The organism is Flavobacterium sp. (assembly GCF_041392005.1).
Classification (GTDB): domain Bacteria; phylum Bacteroidota; class Bacteroidia; order Flavobacteriales; family Flavobacteriaceae; genus Flavobacterium.
The window spans coordinates 14,146-40,942 of sequence record NZ_JAWKMX010000007.1 but is presented as its reverse complement, the minus strand read 5'-3'; the positions used below and the strand labels follow the sequence as shown (position 1 = coordinate 40,942).

The 26,797-nt window shown below is 30.8% G+C and carries 28 protein-coding genes; 15 read left to right on the top strand and 13 right to left on the bottom strand.

The window, feature by feature from the left end; genetic code table 11:
- Positions 1 to 86 precede the first annotated feature (86 nt).
- Complete coding sequence (prfA, locus tag R2808_RS05400; RefSeq protein ID WP_371269939.1) at positions 87 to 1,160, bottom strand: peptide chain release factor 1; 1,074 nt, start codon at positions 1,158 to 1,160, stop codon at positions 87 to 89.
- A gap of 188 nt (positions 1,161 to 1,348) precedes the next feature.
- Here prfA and R2808_RS05395 point away from each other — a divergent pair, with 188 nt between their 5' ends.
- On the top strand, positions 1,349 to 3,517 hold the full coding sequence (locus R2808_RS05395; RefSeq protein ID WP_371269938.1) for a TonB-dependent siderophore receptor: 2,169 nt from the start codon (positions 1,349 to 1,351) through the stop codon (positions 3,515 to 3,517).
- A 3-nt stretch (positions 3,518 to 3,520) separates the two neighbouring features.
- A complete protein-coding gene (locus R2808_RS05390) occupies positions 3,521 to 4,066 on the top strand; it encodes a PepSY-associated TM helix domain-containing protein (RefSeq protein ID WP_371269937.1) in 546 nt (181 codons plus the stop codon).
- A gap of 42 nt (positions 4,067 to 4,108) precedes the next feature.
- On the opposite strand, the gene R2808_RS05385 is transcribed toward R2808_RS05390, so the two are convergent.
- Positions 4,109 to 4,519, bottom strand: a complete 411-nt coding sequence (locus R2808_RS05385) for a hypothetical protein (protein WP_371269936.1) — start codon at positions 4,517 to 4,519, stop codon at positions 4,109 to 4,111.
- A 102-nt stretch (positions 4,520 to 4,621) separates the two neighbouring features.
- Between R2808_RS05385 and R2808_RS05380 the strand changes: the two genes are divergently transcribed.
- The 4 genes from R2808_RS05380 to R2808_RS05365 all read left to right on the top strand — a co-directional run bounded on the left by R2808_RS05380 (position 4,622) and on the right by R2808_RS05365 (position 7,335).
- The gene (locus R2808_RS05380; RefSeq protein WP_371269935.1) at positions 4,622 to 5,182 is read left to right on the top strand and encodes a MarR family winged helix-turn-helix transcriptional regulator; all 561 of its coding nucleotides are present in this window, start codon (positions 4,622 to 4,624) and stop codon (positions 5,180 to 5,182) included.
- Positions 5,183 to 5,334: 152 nt separating this feature from the next.
- The gene (locus tag R2808_RS05375) at positions 5,335 to 6,171 is read left to right on the top strand and encodes a ParA family protein (protein WP_371269934.1); all 837 of its coding nucleotides are present in this window, start codon (positions 5,335 to 5,337) and stop codon (positions 6,169 to 6,171) included.
- Positions 6,164 to 6,643: a hypothetical protein gene (locus R2808_RS05370; RefSeq protein WP_371269933.1), complete on the top strand. Its 480-nt coding sequence runs from the start codon at positions 6,164 to 6,166 to the stop codon at positions 6,641 to 6,643. Before R2808_RS05375 ends, R2808_RS05370 begins: the two co-directional genes overlap by 8 nt.
- 2 nt (positions 6,644 to 6,645) lie before the next feature.
- Positions 6,646 to 7,335, top strand: a complete 690-nt coding sequence (locus R2808_RS05365; protein ID WP_371269932.1) for a hypothetical protein — start codon at positions 6,646 to 6,648, stop codon at positions 7,333 to 7,335.
- A 53-nt stretch (positions 7,336 to 7,388) separates the two neighbouring features.
- Here the strand turns inward: R2808_RS05365 and R2808_RS05360 are convergent, their stop codons facing one another.
- From R2808_RS05360 to R2808_RS05350, 3 genes are read right to left on the bottom strand one after another with little or no spacing between them, the layout of a single operon-like run.
- Positions 7,389 to 8,852 carry an aminoacyl-histidine dipeptidase gene (locus R2808_RS05360; protein WP_371269931.1) on the bottom strand — a complete coding sequence of 488 codons (1,464 nt, stop codon included), beginning with the start codon at positions 8,850 to 8,852 and terminating at the stop codon, positions 7,389 to 7,391.
- Positions 8,853 to 8,854: 2 nt separating this feature from the next.
- Complete coding sequence (locus R2808_RS05355) at positions 8,855 to 9,208, bottom strand: DUF86 domain-containing protein (RefSeq protein ID WP_371269930.1); 354 nt, start codon at positions 9,206 to 9,208, stop codon at positions 8,855 to 8,857.
- Positions 9,198 to 9,485, bottom strand: a complete 288-nt coding sequence (locus R2808_RS05350; protein WP_371269929.1) for a nucleotidyltransferase family protein — start codon at positions 9,483 to 9,485, stop codon at positions 9,198 to 9,200. The genes R2808_RS05355 and R2808_RS05350 overlap by 11 nt, the downstream gene beginning before the upstream one ends.
- Before the next feature lie 73 nt (positions 9,486 to 9,558).
- Here R2808_RS05350 and R2808_RS05345 point away from each other — a divergent pair, with 73 nt between their 5' ends.
- Positions 9,559 to 10,626, top strand: coding sequence for a DUF3810 domain-containing protein (locus R2808_RS05345; protein WP_371269928.1), 1,068 nt, complete (start codon positions 9,559 to 9,561; stop codon positions 10,624 to 10,626).
- Positions 10,627 to 10,684: 58 nt separating this feature from the next.
- Here R2808_RS05345 and R2808_RS05340 read toward each other — a convergent pair whose 3' ends face one another.
- Genes R2808_RS05340 through R2808_RS05315 form a run of 6 tightly spaced genes read right to left on the bottom strand, consistent with a single transcriptional unit; the run spans position 10,685 to position 15,405 of the window.
- A complete protein-coding gene (locus R2808_RS05340; RefSeq protein ID WP_371269927.1) occupies positions 10,685 to 11,989 on the bottom strand; it encodes an NAD(P)/FAD-dependent oxidoreductase in 1,305 nt (434 codons plus the stop codon).
- Positions 11,990 to 12,041: 52 nt separating this feature from the next.
- On the bottom strand, positions 12,042 to 12,797 hold the full coding sequence (locus R2808_RS05335) for a LytR/AlgR family response regulator transcription factor (protein WP_371269926.1): 756 nt from the start codon (positions 12,795 to 12,797) through the stop codon (positions 12,042 to 12,044).
- 15 nt (positions 12,798 to 12,812) lie between these two features.
- Positions 12,813 to 13,115: a 2TM domain-containing protein gene (locus tag R2808_RS05330; RefSeq protein ID WP_371269925.1), complete on the bottom strand. Its 303-nt coding sequence runs from the start codon at positions 13,113 to 13,115 to the stop codon at positions 12,813 to 12,815.
- A gap of 11 nt (positions 13,116 to 13,126) precedes the next feature.
- Complete coding sequence (locus tag R2808_RS05325) at positions 13,127 to 13,426, bottom strand: 2TM domain-containing protein (RefSeq protein ID WP_371269924.1); 300 nt, start codon at positions 13,424 to 13,426, stop codon at positions 13,127 to 13,129.
- Positions 13,427 to 13,437: 11 nt separating this feature from the next.
- Positions 13,438 to 14,775, bottom strand: a complete 1,338-nt coding sequence (locus R2808_RS05320) for a 2TM domain-containing protein (RefSeq protein ID WP_371269923.1) — start codon at positions 14,773 to 14,775, stop codon at positions 13,438 to 13,440.
- A 6-nt stretch (positions 14,776 to 14,781) separates the two neighbouring features.
- On the bottom strand, positions 14,782 to 15,405 hold the full coding sequence (locus R2808_RS05315; RefSeq protein WP_371269922.1) for a tetratricopeptide repeat protein: 624 nt from the start codon (positions 15,403 to 15,405) through the stop codon (positions 14,782 to 14,784).
- A 228-nt stretch (positions 15,406 to 15,633) separates the two neighbouring features.
- Between R2808_RS05315 and R2808_RS05310 the strand changes: the two genes are divergently transcribed.
- The 5 genes from R2808_RS05310 to R2808_RS05290 all read left to right on the top strand — a co-directional run bounded on the left by R2808_RS05310 (position 15,634) and on the right by R2808_RS05290 (position 21,822).
- Complete coding sequence (locus tag R2808_RS05310) at positions 15,634 to 16,155, top strand: hypothetical protein (protein WP_371269921.1); 522 nt, start codon at positions 15,634 to 15,636, stop codon at positions 16,153 to 16,155.
- A 116-nt stretch (positions 16,156 to 16,271) separates the two neighbouring features.
- A complete protein-coding gene (locus R2808_RS05305; protein ID WP_371269920.1) occupies positions 16,272 to 17,330 on the top strand; it encodes a nucleoid-associated protein in 1,059 nt (352 codons plus the stop codon).
- 233 nt (positions 17,331 to 17,563) lie between these two features.
- Positions 17,564 to 19,501 carry a DUF262 domain-containing protein gene (locus R2808_RS05300; protein WP_371269919.1) on the top strand — a complete coding sequence of 646 codons (1,938 nt, stop codon included), beginning with the start codon at positions 17,564 to 17,566 and terminating at the stop codon, positions 19,499 to 19,501.
- A gap of 492 nt (positions 19,502 to 19,993) precedes the next feature.
- Positions 19,994 to 20,623: a hypothetical protein gene (locus R2808_RS05295; RefSeq protein ID WP_371269918.1), complete on the top strand. Its 630-nt coding sequence runs from the start codon at positions 19,994 to 19,996 to the stop codon at positions 20,621 to 20,623.
- A gap of 284 nt (positions 20,624 to 20,907) precedes the next feature.
- Positions 20,908 to 21,822 carry a hypothetical protein gene (locus tag R2808_RS05290; RefSeq protein ID WP_371269917.1) on the top strand — a complete coding sequence of 305 codons (915 nt, stop codon included), beginning with the start codon at positions 20,908 to 20,910 and terminating at the stop codon, positions 21,820 to 21,822.
- A gap of 59 nt (positions 21,823 to 21,881) precedes the next feature.
- Here R2808_RS05290 and R2808_RS05285 read toward each other — a convergent pair whose 3' ends face one another.
- Positions 21,882 to 22,556 carry a uracil-DNA glycosylase gene (locus tag R2808_RS05285; RefSeq protein WP_371269916.1) on the bottom strand — a complete coding sequence of 225 codons (675 nt, stop codon included), beginning with the start codon at positions 22,554 to 22,556 and terminating at the stop codon, positions 21,882 to 21,884.
- An 80-nt stretch (positions 22,557 to 22,636) separates the two neighbouring features.
- Between R2808_RS05285 and R2808_RS05280 the strand changes: the two genes are divergently transcribed.
- The 3 genes from R2808_RS05280 to R2808_RS05270 all read left to right on the top strand — a co-directional run bounded on the left by R2808_RS05280 (position 22,637) and on the right by R2808_RS05270 (position 25,458).
- On the top strand, positions 22,637 to 24,805 hold the full coding sequence (locus R2808_RS05280; RefSeq protein ID WP_371269915.1) for a DNA mismatch repair protein MutS: 2,169 nt from the start codon (positions 22,637 to 22,639) through the stop codon (positions 24,803 to 24,805).
- Between the two features lie 43 nt (positions 24,806 to 24,848).
- On the top strand, positions 24,849 to 25,265 hold the full coding sequence (locus R2808_RS05275) for a thiol-disulfide oxidoreductase DCC family protein (protein WP_371269914.1): 417 nt from the start codon (positions 24,849 to 24,851) through the stop codon (positions 25,263 to 25,265).
- Positions 25,266 to 25,329: 64 nt separating this feature from the next.
- The gene (locus R2808_RS05270; protein ID WP_371269913.1) at positions 25,330 to 25,458 is read left to right on the top strand and encodes a hypothetical protein; all 129 of its coding nucleotides are present in this window, start codon (positions 25,330 to 25,332) and stop codon (positions 25,456 to 25,458) included.
- Positions 25,459 to 25,498: 40 nt separating this feature from the next.
- Here the strand turns inward: R2808_RS05270 and R2808_RS05265 are convergent, their stop codons facing one another.
- Entirely contained in the window at positions 25,499 to 26,761 is a 1,263-nt protein-coding gene (locus R2808_RS05265) for a choice-of-anchor J domain-containing protein (RefSeq protein ID WP_371269912.1), read from the bottom strand.
- Positions 26,762 to 26,797 lie beyond the last annotated feature (36 nt).

The following is a 26,797-nucleotide window of genomic DNA, read 5'->3' as shown; positions in this document are numbered from 1 at the left end:
AACTAACAAGTTCTTAAAAAAAAATGTCGAACTTTTAATGCTCGACATTTATCTATTATCTGTTTTCTATATTCTATTTTCTTAAATTAATATACTTCGGTTTCTTTTAATTTTTCAGTATTAGCTACTAATTGTAATTCGTCAATTACTTTTTGAAGGTTTCCGTTCATTACGCCATCTAAATCGTATAAAGTTAAACCAATTCTATGATCGGTAACACGCCCTTGCGGATAATTATAGGTTCTAATTTTTGCCGAACGATCGCCGCTGCTAACTTGCGAATTACGTTTTTTAGCATCTTCTTCTTGTTTCTTGGCTAATTCCATTTCGTATAAACGCGAACGCAGAACTTGTAAGGCTTTATCCTTATTTTTATGTTGCGATTTTTCATCTTGACATTGCGCTACTAATCCTGTAGGAATATGCGTCATACGAACGGCTGACTTAGTTGTATTTACCGACTGACCACCCGGACCCGATGAACAGAATAAATCGATACGAACATCGTTCATATCTATTTGTACATCAAATTCTTCGGCTTCGGGCAAAACCATTACTGTTGCTGCCGATGTATGCACACGTCCTTGTGTTTCAGTTTGAGGAACACGTTGTACGCGATGCACGCCTGCTTCAAATTTTAATGTGCCGTAAACGTCTTCGCCTGTTACTTCAAAAATAACCTCTTTATAGCCACCCGATGTTCCTTCGTTCAAATCGACAACTGATGTGCGCCAACCTTTACTTTCGCAATATTTGGTGTACATTCTAAATAAATCGCCTGCAAAAATAGACGCTTCATCGCCACCTGTACCTGCACGAATTTCTACCATTACGTTTTTCGCATCTTCTGGATCTTTAGGAATTAACATAAATTTAATTTCCTCTTCGAGCTGTGGCAAACGTTCTTGCGCTTCATCTAACTGCATTTTTGCCATTTCCACCATTTCGGCATCAGAACCATCGGCAATAATTTCTTTAGCTTCGGCAATATTACCTGTTACATTTATATATTCTTCGCGTTTCTCTACTAAAGCTTTTAAGTCTTTATATTCTTTATTCAATTGCACATAACGCTTTTGATCGGCAATAATATCAGGCTGAATAATTAAATCTGATATTTCGTCGAAGCGTTGTTTTACATACTGTAATCTTTCTAACATTTGTCTGTTTTATTTTTCGAATTGCAAATTTACAGAAAATTTTGCTTCATTTCACACAACATTACATCCAATAATAACATTGCAAATCAAGATAATAAAAATTTTATTTAAAATTAATCTAAATAAATTTTGCTGATTCGATTTAGGATTTTATTTTTGCATCGTTATTTTAATTAAATCTAAATAAAATGAAGTTATACGTAACCACAATTGTCTTTTTAGTTCTATTTCAACTTAGTTTTTGCCAAGAAAGTTATAAGCAAGAAGAACATTTAAATACTAATTTTACAACAATAAACGACAACGATACGGTAAAAAAATACCAATTAGACGAACTCGTTTTAGAAGTAAAAAATAAAAAATTATTAAGTGCAAAAGCAACCATTAAAGAAATGGATTTGCCACAAGCAAGTGCTGTTATTACAGAAGAAAATTTAAAAAAGCAACAAGTAAATAATTTAACCGAAATACTTAAAAACGCAAATGGCGTTTACATTATGGGAACTACTGGCGGTTATCAGGAAGAAATTGCTTCGCGCGGATTTAACTTGGGTAGTAACAATACGTTTAAAAACGGTATTCGTTACTTTAACGGTATGCTTATAGAAACTTCTGGTTTAGAAAAAGTAGAGTTTTTAAAAGGTAGTACTGCTATGTTATATGGCAATGTGGCGCCTGGTGGTATTATGAATTTAATTACTAAAAAACCAAAATACACCTTTGGTGGCGAAGTTGGTTTTGCACAGAGTAGTTTTGCAACCTACAAACCTACTTTTGATGTGTACAACAGCATTGGAAAAAACCAAAAAGCAGCTTTTAGAATTAACGGAAGTTATACAAATGGCGAAAGTTTTAGAAATTATGTTACTGCCGAACGCTATTATTTTAATCCTTCATTTGAAATAAAACTATCCGAAAACACTGAATTATTAGTAGAAACAGATTATATAAACGATACCCGAACACCCGATTTTGGTGCTGGTGTAATTAATTATGAAGTAATCGATTTACCTCGTAACCGTTTTCTTGGCGTAACATGGGGTTATTACGATAGTGAGCAGTTTTCGAATACAATAACACTAACGCATAAAATTAATACCAATTGGAGAGTTAATTTTAGTAATGGTATTCGGTATTATAAAACCGATTTGTTTTCGAATACACGACCTAATACTGGTGGCTTAATAAACGAAGATGGCACTTGGAACAGAAGAATTCAAAAAGCCGAAAGCAAAGACAATTATTTTACACAACAAGCTAATTTAAATGGAATTTTTGCCACAGGAAATGTTAGCCATAACTTTTTAGTAGGTGCCGATGTAGAAAATTTTAAAAATAGTGCTACCCGTTATAACAATGTAAATTATGACACTATAAATATTTTTGAAGAATATGAGCCTTTAAAGGAAGCCGAAATACCAACTATGACAAAAACAAGTGTAACCACTGCGCCCGTAAGTCGTTTTGGAATTTATGTTCAAGATTTAGTAACATTAACCGAAAAATGGAAAGTTTTAGCAGGTATTCGCTATAGTTATCAAGACACCGAAAGTAATGTGTTTACCTATAGCACTTCTACCACCGAAACTTCTAACCAATATGATGACGCCTTTTCGCCCCGAATTGGATTAATTTATCAACCTACCGAAAATCATACTTTATTTACTACTTACTCTAATTCATTTGAAACAAATTCAGGGTTAGATTTAAATGGAAAGGCATTAGAACCTTCTATTATCGATCAATATGAAATTGGTATTAAAAATAAATTTTTCAACCAAAAACTAGGTTTAAACGTTATTGCCTATCAAATTACAAATCATAAAAATTACCAACAATCATTGGCTAATGGAAACACCTATTCGTATATAAAAGTTTTAGCTGGAACAGTGCAAAGCAAAGGTGTAGAAATTGATATTAATTATGAAGCATTTGATGGTTTTTCAATAATAGCTGGATATAGTTTTAACGAAACTAAATTTCTAGATAGCGATTATTATGTAGAAGGAAGTTTATTGCGCTACAACCCAAAAAATACTGCTAATTTAAGTTTCAACTACGAGTTTTTAGAGGGTTCTTTAAAAGGATTAAACTTCGGGTTAATTAATACTTATTTTGGTACACGCTACGCTGGTCGTTCTACACGAGTTCAAATTACAAACGATGAACGCCAACTCATTTATTTAAGCGATTATTTACAAACAGATGCAACCTTAAGCTATGCGTACAAAAACTTTACTTTACGAACCAAGTTGAGTAATTTGTTTAACGAATTGAACTACAATGCTCACGATGACAATAGTTTAAACCCAATTGCGCCTCGTAATTATTCGGTTGCATTAACCTATAATTTCTAATAAATGAAAGCTCAAAAAATCAGAAATTTACATCGCGATTTAGGCTATTTTTATTTAGGATTGATTATAACGTTTGCTTTTTCAGGAATATTAATGAATCATCGCGAGCATTGGCATCCCGAAAAATTTACCATCGAAGCCAAAGAAATTACAGTAAATTTACCGAAACCCAATGAAATTACAGATGAATTTGCTGAAAATTTAGCCAAAGAATTACAAATTAAAGATAATGTAAAACGTCACATGATTCGCAAAGGAAAATTCAAAATGATGTTTGAAAACACTGAAGTTGAAGTTGATGTAAAAACGGGTAAAGGCGAAATAATAACGTTTGTAAAAACTCCTGTAATTAGTCAAGCCATGAAATTGCACAAAAACACTTCAAATTGGTGGATTTATTTTTCTGATATTTTTGGTATCTCATTAATCATAATAGCCATTACAGGTGCCATGATGGTAAAACATGGAAAACACACCTTTAAGCGCTACGGTTGGAAATTAACGCTAATCGGAATGCTTTTCCCTATCATTTTCTTGTTAGTTTTTTAAAGTTAAAAATCCCAACTTCTAGAAGTTGGGATTTTTGTTTGCTTATTGTTTTGGAGCAAATCGCTGCGATTTTGGTTCTAAATCATACATCACGAATGTATCGATAATAGCATCCATTTCTTCTTGATCGCCATGATCATTTTTACCTTCATCGGTTTTTAAATAGTTGTACAACGTTTCTTTAGAATCGAAAGCAACCCAAACCACAACCGAATTTCTTTCTCTATCTACACTAACTTGTCGGGCGATTAGTCCCTCTATTTTTTCGTCCATCAGTTCGCTTGGCTTACTTGCAATTCTAATTAAATCGTCTAATTTTCCCTCTTTTGCTGTAGAAATAGACATAAAAGTGTACTGCGGTTCTTGAAATGTTGTTTCCATTTTGTTTTCTTCTTTTTTGGTTGTACATGAAACTAAAACAGTGATTACTGCTAAAACTAAAAATTTATTCATTTTAATTGTATTTTATATTTATTACTATGTTTACATTGCAAATGTATTAATTTATTTCAATAAAACAATTATTTTATTATTTTTGTTCAAAAACACAATTAAATGAACTATTCGTTACTTACATCTTTAATACAGTATGTTGAAGAATTTGAAGAAAAGAATAACTCTGGCGAACTAAATGATTTTGTTATTTGGTTAAACAATCAGCTTTTTAGTAATACTACAAATACAAACGAAGCAATCAATCAGCATGAAGAATTAGCGATTTCTTTTAAATTAATGCACTTAAACAAAGAGCTAAAAAAACAAACCAAACCCATTTTGGCTAACTCTTTACTTTCCTCTATAGATGAGTATAGTTTTTTATTGCATCTTAATTTTCAATCTACGTTTAGAAAAATGGAAATTATTGAACTGCATAATCTTGAAGCTCCAACAGGAATTGAAATTATAAAGCGTTTGATTAAAAATAAATTGGTAAGCGAATTTATAGATGATGAAGACAAAAGGGCAAAACGCATAAAGATTACGGAGTTAGGCGAAAAAGTTATTGCCGAAATAAAACCACAAATCGATAAAGTTTTCTTAGATTTTAGTCAACCACTTAGTTTAAATGAAAAAATACAAATAAGCGGAATTTTTGATAAGCTTATAAAGAAGTAAATAATGAAGTCTTCACTATAAAACTAAACGCTGGCTACAAAAAGCCATTACGATACAATATGATTATAAAAATATTGTAAAACGAAAAGGTATCTTGGTGAAGTTGTATGTTTTTTTTCTATTTTTACATAGAAAGTTATAAATAGTTACGTATGCATACAATATGTTTAATCAACATGAAAGGTGGAGTTGGTAAAACAACACTCACTGTTAATTTAGCTGATTTTCTATCTAGAAGAGAAAAAAACAAAGTACTTTTAATTGATATTGATCCACAATTTAATACAACGCAATGTTTTTTTACAGGTGAAGAATATGTCGAATATTTATCAAAAGAACATGATACAATATTGAAAATTTTTGATGATAATGTTAAAAGAAAAATTAGTACTGTCAGTGGACCATCTTGTGTTGAAACAGAACTAAAAGACATTACACCACATAAAATTTCTGATTATCTTCATATACTCCCTGGAAATTTAGAATTATTTAAACTTGAAATGGCTTCAGGTTCTGGTAAAGAAAATAAGCTTAAACAATATATAGAAGAAATTTCAAAAATAGAAAAATACGACTATGTTTTAATTGATACTCCTCCAACACCTTCAGTTTGGATGACTAGTGCTTTAATTGCCTGTAATTATTATTTAATTCCAGTAAAACCTGACCCAATTTCATTTGTAGGTATTGATTTGTTAGAAAATATAGTAGAACAAAAGAAAGATGCTTACAATTTAAACATCAAATGTATTGGTTTAATTTTCACTATGGTTGAAAGAAGCGATTCCATTATTTATCAAAATGCTCTACAAAATGTACTTCAAGACAAAAAATGGAAAAAATTATTATATAATAAATACTTACCTAAAAGGACAGAAATTGCTAAATTGCAACTTGAAAAAAGATTTATATTAGATAGTGATGATACTATAACAAAATCTGCTTTATCAAGTATAATAAAAGAATTAAAAGATAGATTAAATGGATAAAAATAAATTAATTCAAACGGCAAATTTTATTGAGGAACTATCTTGGCTTCTTGAAAGTGGAAAAAATATTTCCTTAAAAGAGATTTCTATACTTATTCGTAATTTATCAAACGAAAGAAATATTGTTTTTCATAACAAACTTGACTTTGCAATTAATAATGAAGGTAAAACATATTTAGTAGGGGTACTCCCAAAAATTCTGCAAGATACAGAACTTTTTAAGAGTAATTCTGAAATGTTAGATTTTGCAGAAGAAGTACTTTTATTAAAACCAAGTAGAGCTGCAAAAAGATCAAGAATTGAATATATAGGTTGGATAGTTTGTGAAGTTTCAAATACTAATAATGAGAATTTGGACACACTTTATAAATATTTAAAAGAAATTTTCTCTGATGATGTTAGAATTGCTAAAATCAAAAAAGCTAAAAAAGAAGTTGGTTTTACTTGGAATAAAATAATTAGAAATTTGTAAAAATGTCAAGAGTTATAAAAAAGGATTTTGATGAAATTTTAAAATACATAGAAAATTTTAATTTAAAATCGCTTTTAAAGGAAGATGGTTTTACAATTTTTATTTCTATTTATCATAAGAAATATTATAGCTATTTCGCTTTAATTACAGAATTAGAAAATTCAATTCCTAAAAATGAGTATTTGTATCTTAAAGAATCAAATTCAGATTTAATTACTTGTTTGTTTCATTTAACAACTGGAAATTATAAATCAAGTAAGTTAATATTAAGAAGTTCTATTGAATGTTTTTTAAAAGGTTTTTCTTTAAGCTTTTTACCAAATATAGATAAAGAAAAGAGTGTATATGAACTGTTTGATAAAATTAAAACTATAGATTTTTTCAAAAATGAACCAAATAAATCTGAATTTAGAAATTTACATAATATTTATAAAATTTTATGCAAAGATGTCCATACTGCTGAAGAAGTAAATATGGCAAACATCAATTCTTTGGATTTCTTTCCTAAATATTCTAAAGTAAAAGTTAATGAAATAATTAAAATAGTATTAAAATTAATTCCTTCTTATTGTTTTTTAATTTCGAAAAAATATAATTCTAATTTTCATAAAATCCATCATAGTTTTAAAGATCTAATTTTAAAAACAATTGAAAAAGATTTGAGACCAGAAATTATGAATACAAATGATTAAAACTCCCAAGCTTCGCTTGGGAGTTTTACTATCAACTAATTTCGAATCTCTAATTACTTAGCTGGTATATTCGCTAAAATTTCCAACACAAATTTCCAATATTTTTGTGCAGAAGAAATGCTTGCTCTTTCATCTGGGCTGTGTGCGCCTTTAATCGTTGGTCCAAACGAAATCATATCCATTCCTGGGTAGTTTTGGCCTAATATACCACATTCTAACCCAGCATGGCAAGCTACAACATTGGCTTTGCTTCCGTTTTGTTTTTCGTAAATTGCGGTTAACACATCTAAAATTTCAGAGTTAGGATTGGGCGTCCAACCCGGATAACTTCCTGAAAAAGTTACTTTGCAACCCATCAATTCAAATGCAGAACGTAAGGCATTAGCCAAATCAAATTTTGAACTTTCTACTGAAGAACGGGTTAAACATTCAATTTTTACTTGTCCGTTACCAACCGTTACTTTGGCAATATTGTTGGAAGTTTCTACCAAATTATCAAAATCGGCACTCATGCGATACACACCATTATGTGCGGTGTATAAAGCTCGAACCAAATAAAACTGCGCCATTGAAGGCAACACTTTTGCAGGAACTGTATCTAATTTTTCAATTACAATTTGTAAGTTTGGTTCTGTCGTTTTGAATTCGGCCTTAATCTCATTGATAATTTCTTGCATATCGAACTCAAACGCTTCGTCATACATTTCGGCAATAATTACTTCGGCAACACTCTCACGAGGAATAGCATTGCGCAAACTTCCGCCATTTATAGTAGTAATTTGTAAACCAAAATCTTCGTAACCGCTATACAACAAACGATTCATTATTTTGTTGGCATTACCCAAACCTTCATGTATTTGCATACCCGAGTGACCACCATTCAAGCCTTTTACGGTAATTTTATACCCAACCGAACCTTCAGGTGCGTCTTCTTCGTCATATTCGGCAACTGCCGTTACATCTACACCACCAGCACATCCTATGTCGATTTCATCGTCTTCTTCAGTATCTAAATTTAAAAGTATTTTTCCTTCCAACAATCCGCCTTTTAAACCCATGGCGCCTGTCATTCCAGTTTCTTCATCAATGGTAAATAAAGCTTCAATGGCAGGATGCGGAATATCAGTACTTTCCAAAATTGCCATTATAGTTGCTACACCAATTCCGTTATCGGCACCCAAAGTTGTTCCTTTTGCACGTACCCAGTCGCCATCAACATACATTTCAATGCCTTGCGTGTTAAAATCGAAATTGGTATCGTTATTTTTTTGGTGCACCATATCCAAATGCGATTGCATCACAATGGTTTTACGGTTTTCCATTCCTGCTGTAGCTGGTTTTTTGATGATAACATTGCCAACTTCATCTTTGATGGTTTCTAAACCTAATTTTTTTCCAAAATCCATCATAAATGCAATTACTCTTTCTTCTTTTTTAGATGGACGTGGTACTGCATTTAAATCGGCAAATTTATTCCAAAGCGCTTTTGGCTCTAAGTTTCTTACTTCTTGACTCATTATTATTTTATTTCTAAATCTTCAATTATTAATTGTATTTGATTTTTAAAATCGGGTAATTCATACCGAATAATATTCCATACAATATGTAAATCAACTCCAAAGTATTCATGAATTAAGAAATTTCGTAATCCAATAATTTGCGCCCACTCAATCGTATTGTATTTTTCTATAATTTCTTTTGAAAGATGATTTGAAGCTTCGCCAATAACTTCTAACAAACGAATTGAAGCATTTTGAAGCATAGAATCTTCAGTAAAATCATCAAAATTTTTAGATAAATTATAGGTTTCTATTTCAGAAATAGCATCAAAAATGTGTTGCAATCTAATTTTGTCTTTAAAATTATTTTGCATAAATCTCTATTTTTTCGCTTTCAATATGAGGTTTAATGTATTTAGAAACTGCATTTGAAGAAACCAAATCCACTTTCTTACCTAACAGTTTTTCTAAATCTAATTTCATCTGAACAAATTGAAAACCTATTCGTTGCGAATAATCTAACTCAACCAAAACATCAATATCGCTATTTTCATTTGCTGTATTTGTTACATACGAACCAAATAAATAGGCTTTTAAAACAGGTTTTGTTTTAAAATAATCTATAATTTTAGCTATTTGAGATTTTTTCAATTTCATACTACAAATATAAGAAGACTTTTTATATTTATAGAATCAAACGCTACCGGAGTTTAAATCAAAGTTAATGAATAAAATAAAATCAAAATACCTGCTTTCTTCATTTCTTATTATTCAAATTGTTGTTGTAAAAATACTTGGACAATTTCCATCATTTATTGAAAAAAATTACAGCCATGGTTTATATAAAAAAATAGCTTGGTGCAACCGAACGGTTTTTGGTAACATTCCGTTTTCGTTTGGCGACGTTATTTACAGCCTTTTGATTATTTTATTGATTCGTTGGATTTGGAAAACTAGAAAAGGATTTTTCAAGAATTGGAAAAGTAACGGATTAACTATTTTAAGTTGGTTTTCGGTTTTTTATTTTTTGTTTCATATTTTATGGGGAATGAATTATTATCGTGTTCCATTACATGAAAAACTAAACATTGAAAAAGAATATACCGAAGAAGAATTACTAGTTTTTACTGAGAAAATGATTGCTAAAACCAATGCTTTGCAATTACAAATTACTGGAAATGATTCTACAGCTGTGAAAGTGCCGTATTCGGATGAAGAAGTATTTGCCATGGCACAAAACGGTTATGCTAAACTTCCCAAATCGTTACAAGAGTTTCACTACGCGAATGAAAGTATTAAGCCTTCACTACTTCGTTATCTTTTAAGTTATATGGGATTTGGTGGCTATATAAATCCGTTTACGAATGAAGCGCAAGTCAATACCTTAAAACCAAATTTCACTTTACCGATGACCACTTGCCACGAAATGGGTCATCAAGTAGGCATTGGTAGCGAAAGTGAATGTAATTTTATTGGATTTATAGCTGCTTCGAATCATGATGATTTGTATTTTCAATATTCAGCCTACAGTTTTATAACCAACTATTGTTTAGGTAATTTAGAACGCATTGAAGAAGGAAAAGGGAAAGCATTTTTATCAAAATTGAATGTAGGTGTTATTAAAAATTTTAAAGAAAATGAAGCATTTTGGAATAGTTACCATACGCCTATTGATACTTTTTTTGAGTTTTTTTACGACAACTTTTTAAAAGCCAACCAACAAGAAGGAATTATTAGTTATAGTCGTTTTGTGGGATTAGCGATTGGGTTTGAGAAAATTAGTAAAAAGTAAAAAGTAATTAGTAAAGAGCTTTTCACTTTTCACTTTTCACTTTTCACTTTTCACTAAACTAAACTTCATCAGAAACAAAACTTTCAATTTGTTTTTTCTTATACGGACGAATAATTAATCGGGCTTCTCTATCGAAACGAACATAATTATATACCCAATTTAAGAAAACAACCGCTTTGTTTTTAAACCCAATAAGTGAAAACAAATGTACAAACATCCAAACAAACCAAGCAAAAACACCACTAAACTGAAATTTTGGTAAATCAACAACAGCTTTATTTCTTCCAATGGTTGCCATAGAACCTTTATCTTTATAAACAAAAGGTTTCATTTCTTTTTTATTTATTAATCGAATAATATTATCTGCTAAATGACGCCCTTGTTGCATTGCCGGTTGCGCCATCATAGGATGACCTTGTAGATAATCTTCTGAAGTCATTACTGCAATATCACCAATAGCAAAAATAGTGTCATAACCAATAACTTGATTATAAGCGTTTACTTTAATTCTGTCGGCACGTTCTACCAATGAATTTGCATCTAACCCGTTGATTAATGCGCCTTGCACGCCTGCAGTCCATACAACGGTAGCAGCTTCAAAACTTAAATCGGAATTTGTGGTAACTATTTTACCATCGTAACTGGTTACACGAACATTTTTCCATACCTCAACTCCTAAATCAATTAAGAATTTTTCTGCTTTTTCAGAAGCATTTTCACTCATTGTATTCAATATTCGATCACTACTTTGAATGAGATTGATTTCCATTTTACGAATATCCAAATCGGGATAATCTTTTGGTAAAATGGCTTTTTTCATTTCGGCTAATGCGCCAGCGAGTTCAACACCTGTTGGTCCTCCGCCAACTAAAACGAAATTCATTAAACTATGACGTTCGTTAATATCGTTCGTCAATAAAGCTTGTTCAAAATTTTCTAAAATTAAACTACGAATATTTAAAGATTGCGGAATGGTTTTCATTGCCATCGCATTGCGTTCCATTTCTTTATTGCCAAAAAAATTGGTTTTTGAGCCCGTTGCTATAACTAAATAATCATATTTTAGTTCGCCAATATCGGCAATAACTTTTTTATTTTTTGTATCTACTTCAGTTACATCGGCTAAACGAAAATAAAAATCTTCAAAATTTTGCACCACTTTACGAATGGGATACGCAATAGAATCGGGTTCTAAACCGCCAGTTGCCACTTGATACATCAACGGTTGAAAATTGTGATAATTGTGTTTATCAAGTAAAACAACTTGAAGGTTTTTATTTTTAAGTTTTTTGGCTAACGAAATTCCGGCAAATCCACCACCAATAATCACTAAACGAGGAAAACTACATTGCGGTATATTCATTTACTTTTTAAAATTTGAATAGCAAAATTACGAAATGAAAACAACAAAATACTTAACTAATCCAATTTTTAAAATCGTTTACGCGTTCACGGGCAACAATTAAATCATCTTTTGTATAGGACTGTAAATGTAATTTTAAACGAGAATTGGTATGTACTTGAATTTCTGAAATTGCCTTAAAAGCTACGATTACTTGACGATTAATTCTAAAAAAATCGGTTGGATTAAGCTCAACTACTACTTCATCGAGTGTTTCATCTATTAAATAATCGCGATTGTCGTATGTATGAATATAAGTGCCTTTATTTTCACTGTAAAAACAAGCAATTTGATCGATTGAAATTATCTTTATTTGATTGCCAATTTTAAATGAATATCGGGTTTTATATGTTTTTTCAATCGGGTTGGTTAACATTTGTTTTATAGCGTCGAAATTTATACCCGAAATTGAGTTTTTTTGAAATTGATTTTGAAATTTTGAAATTGCCGATTCCAATTCTTCGTCATCAATTGGTTTTAACAAATAATCCACACTATTTAGTTTAAAAGCTTTTAGTGCATATTCATCATAAGCCGTTGTAAAAATAATTGCACTTTGCAAGTTTATATTATCAAATATTTCAAACGATAAGCCATCAGAAAGTTGAATATCGAGAAAAAGTAAATCGGGATGTGGATTATTTTTTAGCCAATGAATTGATTCTTCAACAGAATGTAATAATTGATTGACTTGAAATCCTAATTTTTCAATTTTTCGTTGCAACATTCGCGCAGCTGGTTTTTCGTCTTCTATAATTAAAATCGTCATTATTTAACTAAATTATTATTGAAATTTACGTTTTTCTTCATCCATAAATTCTTTAATTTTTCGTTCTTCCCAATTTTTACCTAAAATAAAATTAGGTAAAAAAACCGATAAGCCATGCGCTAAAAGTCCGATTCCCCAAAAAAATGGAGTTGATAGTGTACGCCATTGAAATAGCGATTCGCCTGCTGGAATTTCACGAGCATTTACTATAAATACCATAATGTTTACCAATACAAATATGGTTGCATGAGTATAAAAACCTTTAATTCGTTTTACGCGTTTTTTTGCTTCTAAATATTTTATTTCGTCTACGTTCATTGTGTTGTGATTTATTCCCATTTTGATTTATTTTCTTTATTCATTAATTCATCAATTTTATTTTCTTCCCATTTTTTACCAAAAAAAGGTAACAAGTCAAATACACCCATAGCATGAAAAAACACGCCTATTCCCCAGCCAATTGTACACCAAAAAAACCATAAATGTTGTGGTGTAAAGTATAAATTAATGCCCAGTAAAAAACAATTTACTGCAATATAAATGGCAAAGTGAACATAAAATCCTTTTATTTCTTTTACTCGTTTTCTTGCAGCTTCGTAGCGTTCGTATTCTGATTTGTAATTTTCCATTGTTTTGTTTTTTATTGATATTTTCTTTCGTTGTTATCTTTATTCAAAATTTCATTTATTTTGCGTTCTTCCCAGTTTTTCGTTAATCCGAAAACTTGTATGGCTTGCATAACAATACCAAAACCCCAACCAAAAAGTGGAAACCAAAACCATTGGAAATTTGAAGTTTTATAATTTACTAGTATTAAAAAAGGAATTACAACAATGTAAGTAATTAAGTTGTTATAAAATTCGCGTATTTCTTTTACTCTATTTTTAGCCTTTGTGTAAGCTAATTCTTCATTATATGTTGCTGTATTCATATTATTTTCAATTTGTTTGGTTAATATAGGAAGTGTTACTTTAAAGATTGCATCTGATTCTAAAATCCGAATTTTTCTATCGGTTAAAATTGCATAGCGACTAACAATATTTTGCAAGCCTACACCTTTTCTTTCGTTAAAAACTTCCTTTTTTTGTAAATTATTTTCGATTATTAATTCGTTGTTTTCTACATAAATTTTAATATGAAGTGGTTTTTGCTGACTTACGCTATTATGCTTAATACAATTTTCTAAAAGTAATTGCAACGATAACGGAACAACTTTACCATCAGCAATTTCAGTGTTTTCAATATTTGGTAATTCAAAAGAAATACTGTTTTCGAATCGCATTAGTATTAAATTCATGTAAATTCGAGCAAAGTTGAGTTCTTCTTCAATGGTTACCAATTCTTTATCGCGTTGCTCTAAAACATAACGATAAACTTTTGACAACGAAGTGGTAAATTTTTGTGCATTATCTGGGTTTTCTTCAATTAATGCACGCAACACATTTAAACTATTAAATAAAAAATGAGGATCGAGTTGATTTTTTAAACTTTCAAATTGTGCCGAAGCATTTCCTGCAATAATTTTCTCTTTTTTTACTCTATTTTCTTGGTAATTTTTATAAAAATAAATTAAATGAATAACCAACGAAACAATTAGTGTGATTACCAATGATATAACATAATTTCCAATTTTTTCTTGTTTAAAAAAATCAGCTATTGAAACATTTTCTACTATAACTTCTTCAAAAACTCGTAAAATAAAAATAGATATAGTACTAATAAAAAAGGAAGCAACAAACCCTAGTAACAAACGTTTTACCGAAACACCACTCGATTTAAAATTTTTATAAACCCAAATAAACACAAAAGCATTGGCAAAATACAATACCACACTATACAACAACGTAAATATAAAATTCCATTGTAACGTAGTTACACTAGGCAAAACTTGATTATAACTGAAGTTGATTAATTGAATACTAAAAAAAATCACAACTCCAATTATTGTTGCCTTTGCTAATTCTTTTGTATAATTCATTTGATTTTAATTACAAGTAAGTAAATCGTTTTCTAATTTTTCTGTTCCCCAGTTTGGGTGCAAATCGCTTTCTGGTTTAAAGGTACTAAAAAGTTCTTTTGCCTTTAAAAACTGATTGCAAAACGGTTTTACATCGCCACCCATATAACGTGTCATTCCTACTTCAAATTCGGTTTTACAAAGCAATACACGCGGGTTTTCGGGCGCTAACAACAAAGCTCTTTTATACAGTTTTTGTACAAATTCTGAATACGTTCTACCATTTTGCATAGGATTATAAATAATATAACCCGTATTTATTAAAGCTTGCACCACTAAAACTTCGGCATTATTAGGTTCAAGTAAATTTACCTTATCTTGAGCCGTTTGTGCTTTGTCTAAATAAACTTTTAATGTTTCGGGTTGTTCTTTATATGAAAAAGCGGTAACAACATTAGCATAAGCAACGTAATAGTTCGCTAACCAATTGTCGGCATATTTTTCAGCCACTTCATCAAATAATGGCAATGCTTTTTCTTTATCATTTGAATTCCAAGTTAAAAGTGCATCTTTTAATTGCGTTTCAACTGTGTTTTGTGCCGATAATTGTCCTAGTATCATCAGTACTAAAAAGGTAATAATTCGTGTCATAATAAATAGTTTTAATTGTTTTACACCACAAAGATGCTATGGATTTATTTCATTTAAAAAAAGAAACTACCGAACTGTCGATTTTACTACCTGAACTGTAAATTAGTATCAAATATCATATTTTTAACACCTAACCGCAATAAAAATCTTTTTATCAACAATCGAAAATTTTATACCTACTGTTTTTTAATTAATGTTTACTTTTGTCTTTCCAAAAAAATACTGATTATGATTTATAAATTTCGGGTTATTTTAGATGCCGATGACGATATTTTTAGAGATATTGCCATAGAAAAAGAAACTACTTTAGAAGATTTACACAACGCTATTGTAAACGCTTTTGGGTTCGATGGTAGCGAAATGGCTTCTTTTTACACTTGCGACGATGAGTGGAATCAGGAAGATGAAATTCCATTGTTCGATACCGGCGACGTGCCAGGCGAAATGCGCATAATGACCGATTTTGTTTTAGAAGATATTTTGTACGAAGAGCAAACTAAAATTATTTATGTGTACGACTTTTTTAATATGTGGACATTTTTAGTAGAGCTTGGCGCTATCGAAGAAAAAGAAGAAGGACAAAGCTATCCGGCTTTATTATTTTCGCACGGACAATTGCCTAGCGAAGCACCCGAAAAAGAATTTGAATCTGAAAATTTTGATGCCGATTTTAATGATGGTGACGATTTCGATATGTTTGATGGCGATGACAGCTTCGAAGACTTTGGCTTCGATGAAAATTGGAACTAATTTAAGAAGCAAGATACAAGAACCAAGAGCCAAAACAAAAAAATAAAAGATTCATTTATAAAGAGTAACTGAAGAAATCTTTTTTCTTTCTTCTTTTATCTATTATCTAAATAAACATGATAAACTTATACAACACCCATATAGAAAACCTATCGCTACACAGTGTAGGAAATAAAAGTAAAGCCGAACCATTGTTTTTATCGGAAAAACCTTATAATTTAACCGATGAAATAATGCCGCTTTTAAAAGAATTTTTCTTTAAACCCTTTCGCGATAAAGAAGAAAATTACTACCAATTTGCTCACGAAGTAGATTTAGAATACAACGAAATGTACAACTTGGCAAACGAAGCTTTTAACAATCCAAGTGAAATTCATAACGTTTCAAAAAAAATTACACAGCATTTATACGAGCAGTCTAATCATCCGCATATAAAAAGTGGCGAAGTATATGTTACCTATTTAAGCCACGTAGGTATCGATAACCAAACGGTTGACGCCATTGGCATATTTAAAAGCGAAATTAAAACCGATTTCCTTCAATTTGAAGAAAACAACCAAAACCTAGAACTACTATTACAACAAGGCATCAACTTAAATAAACTTGATAAAGGTTGCATCATTTTTAACTATAAAAAAGAAGAAGGCTACAAAATACTTTCGGTTGATAGTAACCGCTACGATGCACGTTATTGGTTAGAAAACTTTTTGTCGGTTGATGTGTTTCAAGATGAAAATTTTATGACTAAAAAATACCTTCAATTTTGTAAAGATTTTGCCAAAGATGTGGTTTTACCAGCCGAAGACAAACAGCAAGAAGTACTGTTTATGAATCGTGCCATAAACCATTTTGCTAAAAACGACGATTTTGAAGAAACCAATTTTTTAAATGAAGTAATGGAAAACCCCGAGTTTATTCCAGAATTTAAAAACTATAAAGTAGATAAAGGCGCAAAATACAGTATTGAAGACGTTTCGTCTTTCCCTATTTCGAACCCAGCAGTAACCGATGCGCGTAAAAAAATTAAAAACATCATTAATTTAGACACCAACATACAAATTAAACTCGATTTTGTAAACACCGAAAGTGCCGAAAAATTTGTAGAAAAAGGTTGGGACGAAGAAAAACAAATGTATTACTACTTGGTCTATTTTAATAAGGAACAAAAAAGCTAATACAAAACACAATTATACCTAAAAATCCTTCTTGCAAATAGAGGGATTTTTTTGTTTACCTGTTAATAACTTCTTTTTCAACTAAAAAACAAATTTAGTAGCTTTGATAAAAGAAACCTTTTACAGTGAATTCTTTAAAATAATTCTCTATGCTGAATAAAGGTTAGGATATAAGTAAGTTATCGCTCAGTGTAAAAAAACCGACAGACAAGAACAAAATTAAAAGAATATAAATGAACGCAACAGACCCGTCTTTAGCTAACATCCTTCAAACACAAGGGAATTTAGAACATTATCACGTACCGAAATATCAAAGAGAGTACACTTGGGGAAAAACTGAATGGGAACAACTTTTAGAAGACATAGAAGAGAATGACGCGGGCTACTTTATGGGTAGCATTATTTGTATTGACGACAATCACGAGTTAGGTCCAGGAGAGTCTAGAGTATATGAAGTTGTTGACGGTCAACAAAGATTGACAACCTTATCACTATTGTTAATGGCTATTTATCGAGCCTATCTTGAATGGGAAGAAGAATTAACCGAAGAAGATGACGAAGAAGAAATTGAAGATTACAAACTCACGTTAAGCAACATAAGGAAACAATTAATTCATAAAAAGAATAGTATAAACAAAGCTGAAACAGGATACTTCAAAGAGAAAGACAAATTCTGTTTTTTGAGAGTTCAACCTTCAACGCAAAGAGCAAATTATAATGACTATCTGCATATATTGGCTGAATTGGGCTTAATCAAAGGTAATTTTAACTCTAAATTTTGCGGCATACGTAGAATCTATAAAGCTTTTAATTTCTTTTATGACCATTTGCCCGAAACCTTAGAAGGACTGAACGAATTACTGCATAAAATTAACAGTTTAAAGTTTATACATATCGCTGTTTCTTCATCTTCAGATGCATTCACATTGTTTGAATCTTTAAACAATCGTGGCGTTCCACTTTCAGTAATGGATATAATCAAAAATAAAATGCTTGCCAATTTGGAAAAGCAACATAAAATGAATATTGATGATGCTTATGACGAATGGCAAAGTTTACTTGAATTTTTACCTGAATACCAAGAACAAGAAAGATTTTTAAGACATTATTACAATGCATTTAAAGTGTATCCAGACATAAAAATTGAAAAATATACTAGAGCCACAAAAAGTAATCTTATAAAGATATTTGAACTGTTCATTAAAAAGAACGCTAAACAACTTTTTGATGATTTAATTGAAAAAGCCGAAACATACAATTACTTCATTCAACCTGAAAATTATGATGAAGACAACCAAACAAAATCTTTAATTGACCTAAAAAGGATTGGGTCAGCCCCATCATATTTACTACTGTTGTATTTATTCAGTTTGGAAAACAAAGCTTTTAATGACAAAGAAAAAAGTTTAGACGATGTGCTTTCCTTTCTTGTAAAGTACTACATCCGAAGAAATATAACAGACTTTCCAAATACACGAGACCTTGATGCTATCAATATCGAAGTGATTGAAAATTGCCAAAAACAACTAGATGACAATAAAAAGCTAAGTGGCAAAACGATTATTGACTTCTTAATCAAAGGAAAGGGAAAACCTGCCTCTATAGAAAAATTAAAAGAAGGTTTGGAAGACAACTTATTTTATTATAATTCAGGTATGGCTAGATATGTATTAGCAAAACTTGATGAAGTAACTCATTCAAGAGAATACAAGCCTGACTTATGGGCGAGAAACGAAAAAGGGCTTTTAGTTTGGACTGTTGAGCACATTTTTCCACAAGGCAACAACATTCCCAAACATTGGATTGATATGATAGCAGATGGTGATAAAAACAAAGCACAAGAAATTCAAGAAAATTGGGTTCATTGTTTAGGCAATTTGACACTTAGTGGTTATAATTCTCAATTATCAAATGCCAGTTTTGACACTAAACAAGACCTACATCAAAACAAAAAATTCCTAGGTTATAAAATCAATATCGGGTATAAAAATGGTTTATCTCTGAATAATATTGAATTTGTGTACAAAGGCAAAACAACGAACTTAAGTAAGATAAAAGAGTGGACAGAAGAATCTATTGAATCAAGAAATTATGTAATGGTTGACTCTCTTTTAAGACTTTTTGCATTTGAAGAAAGAGAACTTAATGAAATCAAATCAAACGATGAATAGAACACCGAAGCGATAACAGCACCTACCCAAAAGTGGCGGTTCAGTGGTTAAATCAAGCTTTGTGAATCTATCAAAGTTTGTGCTTGGTTGACAGTAAAGTGCTTCGAAATCGCCACCTTTGGGTAGCTGTAAAACGTTAGAACACATTCAGCTAAAGCTGACCAAAGTTGCTACGTGCTTCGCACTCCCGCCCCTTTGGAAATGTGTTCTAACGAACTGCTAAACCAAATTACTTTTTTACATACCTGTAAACGACAGCTTTAGCTGCCCATCGAGGGAAAACGTGTACTAACATAAGCTAAAAGTAATTTGGCTCTGCTTTTTTTGTTCCCAATAAGCGAAATTTGTACAAATTACGTAAACTACGTTTACTATTTGACAACCAATTGACAAATTGAAAGCGGAAGCTGTTTATTTGTCAATTGTTTTAACAAATTTCTTATATTTACTCAAAAAAAGCAGAACTACGTTTAGCAGTTCGTTGTAAAACATATGAAAAAAATCTTACAAATAACAATAATCGGAATTTTAATTTACTCTTGTTCAGCTACAAAAACTGGAAAAGACACGACAAGATACTTCGATGAAAATAATGTGGAAATTAGTAAATCAAAGTTCGACAGAATCCGTTCAACAAATAAATTATTAGATATTCAGGGAGATTCTACAAATCATAAAAAATTGACTTTAAGAGAAAAACGTGGAAAAATAACAAACAGAGCCTTATTAGAAGCTTTACTTGAGAAAGAAATAAATCAAGAATTAGATTCTACTAAACCAATAGTTATAATTTACTATCCAGGAAAAGACCCTTGTAATTCAAGTGGTTCAGCTACAAAGGAATCAAGAAGAAATTGGTTCGGACAATTAGAAGATGGAATCAATCAAATAGCACAAACTAAACCAATTTATATTTATAAAGATAATGATGGCTTAAAAAAATACGATGGAATTTTGACTTGGCATAAAGACCCCGAAGGAACCATTGAAAGGCTATTTTTTGAATATCATTATCCTTGTAGCAGTTTTGTTGTGATTTCAAAAGAAGGAAACTATATTAGTTATTTTGGAGAATTTGGAAAAGAATATGTTTGGGAAGCAACTCAACTTATGAATAAATAAATACGTTTTACAACAATGGCTATAAGTAATTGCTTGTTCTCGCCTACTTCTGAAAATCCTCAGGGATTTTCAGTTTGGTGTGTACTTGCAAAATCAAGTGCTAACCCACGCAAATACTCATAGCCGAGACCGTTAGAACACATTCAGCTAAAGCTGACCAAAGTTGCTACGTGCTTCGCACTCCCGCACCTTTGGAAATGTGTTCTAACGAACTGCTAAACCAAATTATTTTTCTAACCAAAATACTTTATTTATATTTGCTTTAATTACCCAAAAAAACGGCTATGAAAAATACTAAAACTTTTCTATTAATTACAATAATGTGCTTTTTAAACATCAATATTTTATTAAGCCAAGGTTGTAGCGATGCGGGCTTTTGTACGGTAAATAGTTTTAAACCCAATACCGAAAATAGTACCGGTGTTTTAAACAATCAATTTAAAATTGGTGCTTTTTATGGTAGTGCCGATAGAAACATAAGCGTTTATGGCAATTATTTAGAGTATAACCGACAATTAAATGAAAAATGGGCTTTTGATGCTAAACTAACAACACTTGCTCAAAATGGAAACGGAATAACAACATTTGGTCTTTCCGATATTTTTTTAAACGCTACTTACAAAGCTACTGAAAAAGTAAATTTTACATTAGGCACAAAACTACCTTTAGCTAACGCAAATAAAAAAGAAAACAATCTTCCACTTCCTATGGATTATCAATCTAGTTTAGGAACTTTCGATTTAATAATTGGCGTTGGATACACTATAAAAAACATTCAACTTGTAGCGGCAATACAACAACCTTTAACACAAAATGAAAATGAATTTTTTGCTTCAAGTTACCCTATAAATTCTAAATTAAGAAACTTTCAATCTACCAATAAATTTGAAAGGAGTGGCGACTTTTTATTACGAGTATCCTACCCTATTACTATAGCAGCAAAATTTAAAATAACGCCAAGCGTTTTACCCATTTATCACTTAACTAATGATAAATATACAAATGAATTGAACAACAAAATAGAAATTAAAGGTTCACAAGGGCTTACCTTAAACGGAAATGCGTATTTAGACTACGAACTCAATACTAAAAATAGTATTCAATTAAACATCGGAATGCCATTTATTACTAGAGATGCCAGACCAGATGGTTTAACAAGAAGTTTTATTGCCAATTTACAATACAATATAAAGTTTTGATGCGTTATTTTGAAACGAAATTGTTAACACAAGTTTAAAATCTGTACTATTTTCTAAATTTACCAGTCAATTTTCTTTTTACCTACACTTTCCAAAAAAGCATTTGTTCTGGTAAAATGATGGTTATTAAACCACTTTTTATGAACACCAGCAAAAGACGGATGTCCAGAGGTTAGCACATAATGTTTTGTAGTATCAATCAAGTTTGCTTTTTTTTGCGCAAAACTGCCCCATAATAAAAACACTACATTTTCTTTTTCGTTAGAAATGGTTTCTATTACCGCATCGGTAAAATGTTGCCAATGTAAATGTTTATGGCTATTTGGCAAATCTTTTCTCACAGTTAATGTAGCGTTTAATAACAAAATACCTTGTTTTGCCCAGCGTTCTAAATTTCCAGATGTTTGTTCAGATTGGTCTAAAATGCGTTCAAAATCAAGATTAATTTCTTTATAAATATTCTGTAAAGAAGGTGGAATTTTCACAGCATCATTTACCGAAAATGCTAAACCATTTGCTTCGCCTTCGCCATGATACGGATCTTGACCTAAAATAACCACTTTTACAGCATCAAAAGAACATAAATTAAACGCATTAAAAATTAATTCTTTTGGCGGAAAACAAGTATGTAGTGCATATTCTTCTTCTAGCCTTTGTTGCAAGTCGTAAAAATACGGTTTTTCAAACTCTGGTTGTAAGTGTTTTTGCCAAGACAAATTAATTTTTGCGAACATACTTTAAAATTTTCTCAAAAATACTATTTTTAAAAGTAAAACCTTTCAAACTTCGTAACTTTGCACTTTAAACTTTGAAAATGATTTCAATTACTAAAAAAACAGTACAAGATTTAGAATTCGACACTATTTTACAAACTATTTCTGCCTATTGCAATACCGAAATGGGTAAAGAAAAAGTATTGGCTATTTTACCCTTTAAAAACAAAAACGAATTATTAGCTAATTTACAGCAAACGTCAGAATACCAAGCTTCTTTTACCAATAATAATGCTATTCCAAATCACGGATTTGAAACTATTTTTAGTGAATTACAATTTTTAGGAATCGAAAATAGTTTTTTAGAAGCTAATAGTTTTAAAAAAATTGGACATATTACAGAAACCACGACTGTTTTAGTAAAATACTTTAAAAAATTTAGCGATTATTATCCTGAATTGCATAAAAAAGCAACCGAAATTGCACTAGAAAAAAGTATTACACTTGCAATAGAAACTGTTTTTGATAAATACGGCGAAATTAAAAACAATGCTTCGCCAGATTTGGTTCATATCCGTAAAAGTATACAAATCGTTCGCGGAAAAATCAATCAGAGTTTTGGTCTTGCACTTTCACAATACAATTCGGCTGGATATTTAGACGATATTAAAGAAACGATTGTAGAAAATCGAAGAGTTTTAGCAGTTTTAGCGATGTATCGAAAAAAAGTAAAAGGTTCGGTTATGGGCAGTTCTAAAACCGGAAGCATTGTGTATATCGAACCCGAAACAACGCTTCGTTTTTCTCGTGAATTAGCCGATTTATTACAAGACGAACGCGAAGAAATTGTACGTATTTTAAAACAATTAACGAATGAAATTCGTCCGTTTAAGGAACTTTTAGCCGAATATCAACTATTTCTTAGCGATATTGATGTTATTGCTGCAAAAGCGAAATATGCCGTTAAAATAAACGGAATTTTACCCAATATAACTACCGAAAAGCGCTTGTTTTTTCGCGATGCCTTTCACCCTATTTTATGGTTAACTAACAAAGCCAAGAAAGAAGTAATTTATCCGCAAACTATTGAACTTACTCAAGACAACCGTATAATTGTAATTTCTGGACCCAATGCTGGTGGAAAAAGTATTACGTTAAAAACCATAGGTTTATTACAGTTGATGCTGCAAAGTGGTATTTTAATTCCAGTTCACGAACGAAGCGAAACCTTTTTATTCGATAGAATTTTAACCGATATTGGCGACAATCAATCTATTGAAAATCATTTAAGTACGTATAGTTATCGCTTAAAAAATATGAATTATTTCTTAAAGAAATGCAATGCTAAAACGCTGTTTTTAATTGATGAATTTGGTACAGGTTCTGACCCCGAATTGGGTGGCGCATTAGCCGAAACATTTTTGGAAGAATTTTATCATCGTGAAGCTTTTGGTATTATTACTACGCATTATACCAATTTAAAAATATTGGCGAATGAATTACCATTTGCAACCAATGCCAATATGCTTTTCGATGAGAAATCGTTAGAACCGATGTATAAACTGCATTTAGGACAAGCTGGAAGTTCGTTTACCTTCGAAGTAGCGCAAAAAAATGGTATTCCGTTTGGATTAATTAATCGAGCTAAAAAGAAAATTGAAAAAGGTAAAGTTCGTTTCGATAAAACCATTGCAACACTACAAAAAGAACGTTCTAAGCTCGAAAAAACATCGCAAACTTTAAAAGAAGAAGAAAGCAAAGCGCGAGAAGAAAGTATGAAAATGGAGCAGATTAATGCTAAAATTCAAGAAAAATTAGAACGCTATCAAGAATTGTACGATGCTAACCAACGGCTGATTTATATGGGACAAAAAATTGATGATATTTCGGAAAGTTATTTCAATACTAAAGATAAAAAGAAACTAATTGGTGAATTTTTAAAAATGGTTGAAATCGAAAATTCGAAACGTAAAAAAATAACCAAAAAAGAAAAGCAAGAAAAAGAAAAAGTAGAACGCCAAGTAAAAGCCGAAGTAAAAGTTAAAGTAGAAGAAATTCGCGAACAAAAGAAAGAAGCGAGAATAAAGAAAAAAGAAATTGAGGACACAAAACCTAAAGTTGTTCTGAAAGTTGGCGACAGAGTGCGTATGATTGATGGAAAAGCTATAGGAACTATTGATAAAATTGAAAAAACAAAAGCAACCGTAAATTATGGCATTTTTACTTCTAAAGTAAGTTTAGATCAATTGGAGTATATTCAACCTATCTAATTTGAAAATGGAATTCGTAATTTAAAATTCGTAATTGTTAATTATGATTAATTTACCAGAAAATAAAAAAATTATACTGTTTGATGGTGTTTGCAATTTGTGCGATGCTTCGGTGCAGTTTATTATAAAAAATGACAAGAACGACGTGTTTCGATTTGTAGCAATACAATCAGAATTAGGCCAACAAATTATAAATTATCTCAAAATTGATATCTCAAAAACCGATTCTATTATTTTATATGAACCCAAAGTTGCTTATTATTTTAAAGCCGAAGCTGCTTTACGCATTGCCAAAGAGCTTAAAAGTTGGCATACTGTTTTGTATTATTTTAATTTTATTCCGAATTGGTTAAAAAATAGTATTTACGATTTTATTGCCAAAAATCGGTACAAATGGTATGGCAAAAAAGAAGCTTGTATGATTCCTACACCAGAATTAAAAGCAAAATTTTTACAGTAACGTGATAAATATCAGAAAAAATCAAAATAGTTTATTCTAATTTTGAAAAATAAAACATAAAATTATGACAAGTTTAGCTTTTACAAATGGAACCTTTATTATAACTGTAGTTTTTGCTTTGGTTTGTTTAGGTTTAGTTGGTGCTATTTTCTTTTTAATGAATACCGACAAAAAGAAAAAAGAAAACGACTAAACTTTGTTTAGTCGTTTACATAGTATGCTATAAAAAGATATTAATTTTTTATGAATTTAAAACTTTTAAAATTATTTGTAGCATCTAAAACATTTACAACATAAACACCATCATTTAAATTTGATAAATTAATTGCTTTACTATTTTCCGAAGTTGCTGTTGTAGTAATAACTTTTTGTCCAACTAAATTATAGATTTCTATAGATTTTAAATTTTCTTTTTCAGAAGAAATCGTTAAATTTTTAGTTGCTTTATCGTAACTATAATTAAAATTGTTTAAACTAAAATTAGTAGCACTTAATGTTGCTGTTACGGCAACATCATCAATATTTAATTGAAATTCATCTGAAGAATTATAGTGTCTAAAAGCCACGTAAATAGTTTGTCCGTAGAACGATGAAATGTCTAAACTTCTTGATACAAACACTTGCCCTGCACCTCCATTTTGTCCAATTATTTCTGTAAAATTAGTTGACGATGCTAAAAAATCGGTATCTTGATTTCCTGTAGCTACATAAACCGTATAATTTTCATCAGCATAACCAGGGTCAATTCCTCTTGCTAACCACTCTAAAGTTATATCATAATTAGCATCAAATGCTGATAAATCTATTGGGTATGAAATAATCCAGTTATCAGGATTTAAAATTCCAGTATCATTATCATAAGATGCGGAAACTAAACAAGGGTTTCCATCTGGGTTATTGTCTTGATCTAAATCATAGTCTGCAATGTACCAATTATTACCATCGCCATCGCTATCGATAAAATCCCAACATACATAAATTTGATTAGCGTCTGAAAATTCTTCAACAAAAGGAGCTGTAACAGTTCCTGGGCAAGTAACTACAGTTTCTGTTAATTCAAAATCAAAGCCACTATCATTCCACTGGTCTGTCCATTCAAAATAATATGTAGAACCCGAAGCTACAATAAAAGTAACTTCTGATAAATAGTTTCCTCCAGCTACATCTACATCATCATTACTAGCCACACAAACTAAAGCGCCGCACGAACCCGAGTAAACGTTAATAAAAGTATCATCGCTGTTTGTTGTTCCATCATTTTGAGGAAGATTAGCAGAAACAGTAACTATTCCATCATTAGCGGCATAATACTCGAACCAAGTTGCAACAGTAGATGCATCTGCTGTTCCACAAACGTCTTGTAACGATCCTACTATAGTTCCTGCGGTATTAATACCTGCCACTGCAGAAACTGCCGTATTACAATCGTTTTGAGCTTTCATATCTATAAAAGAAAACAAAGCAATTGTTACAATTAAAAGTAATTTTTTCTTCATACTATAAAATTTTAAAATTAAATTGTTATAAAATTA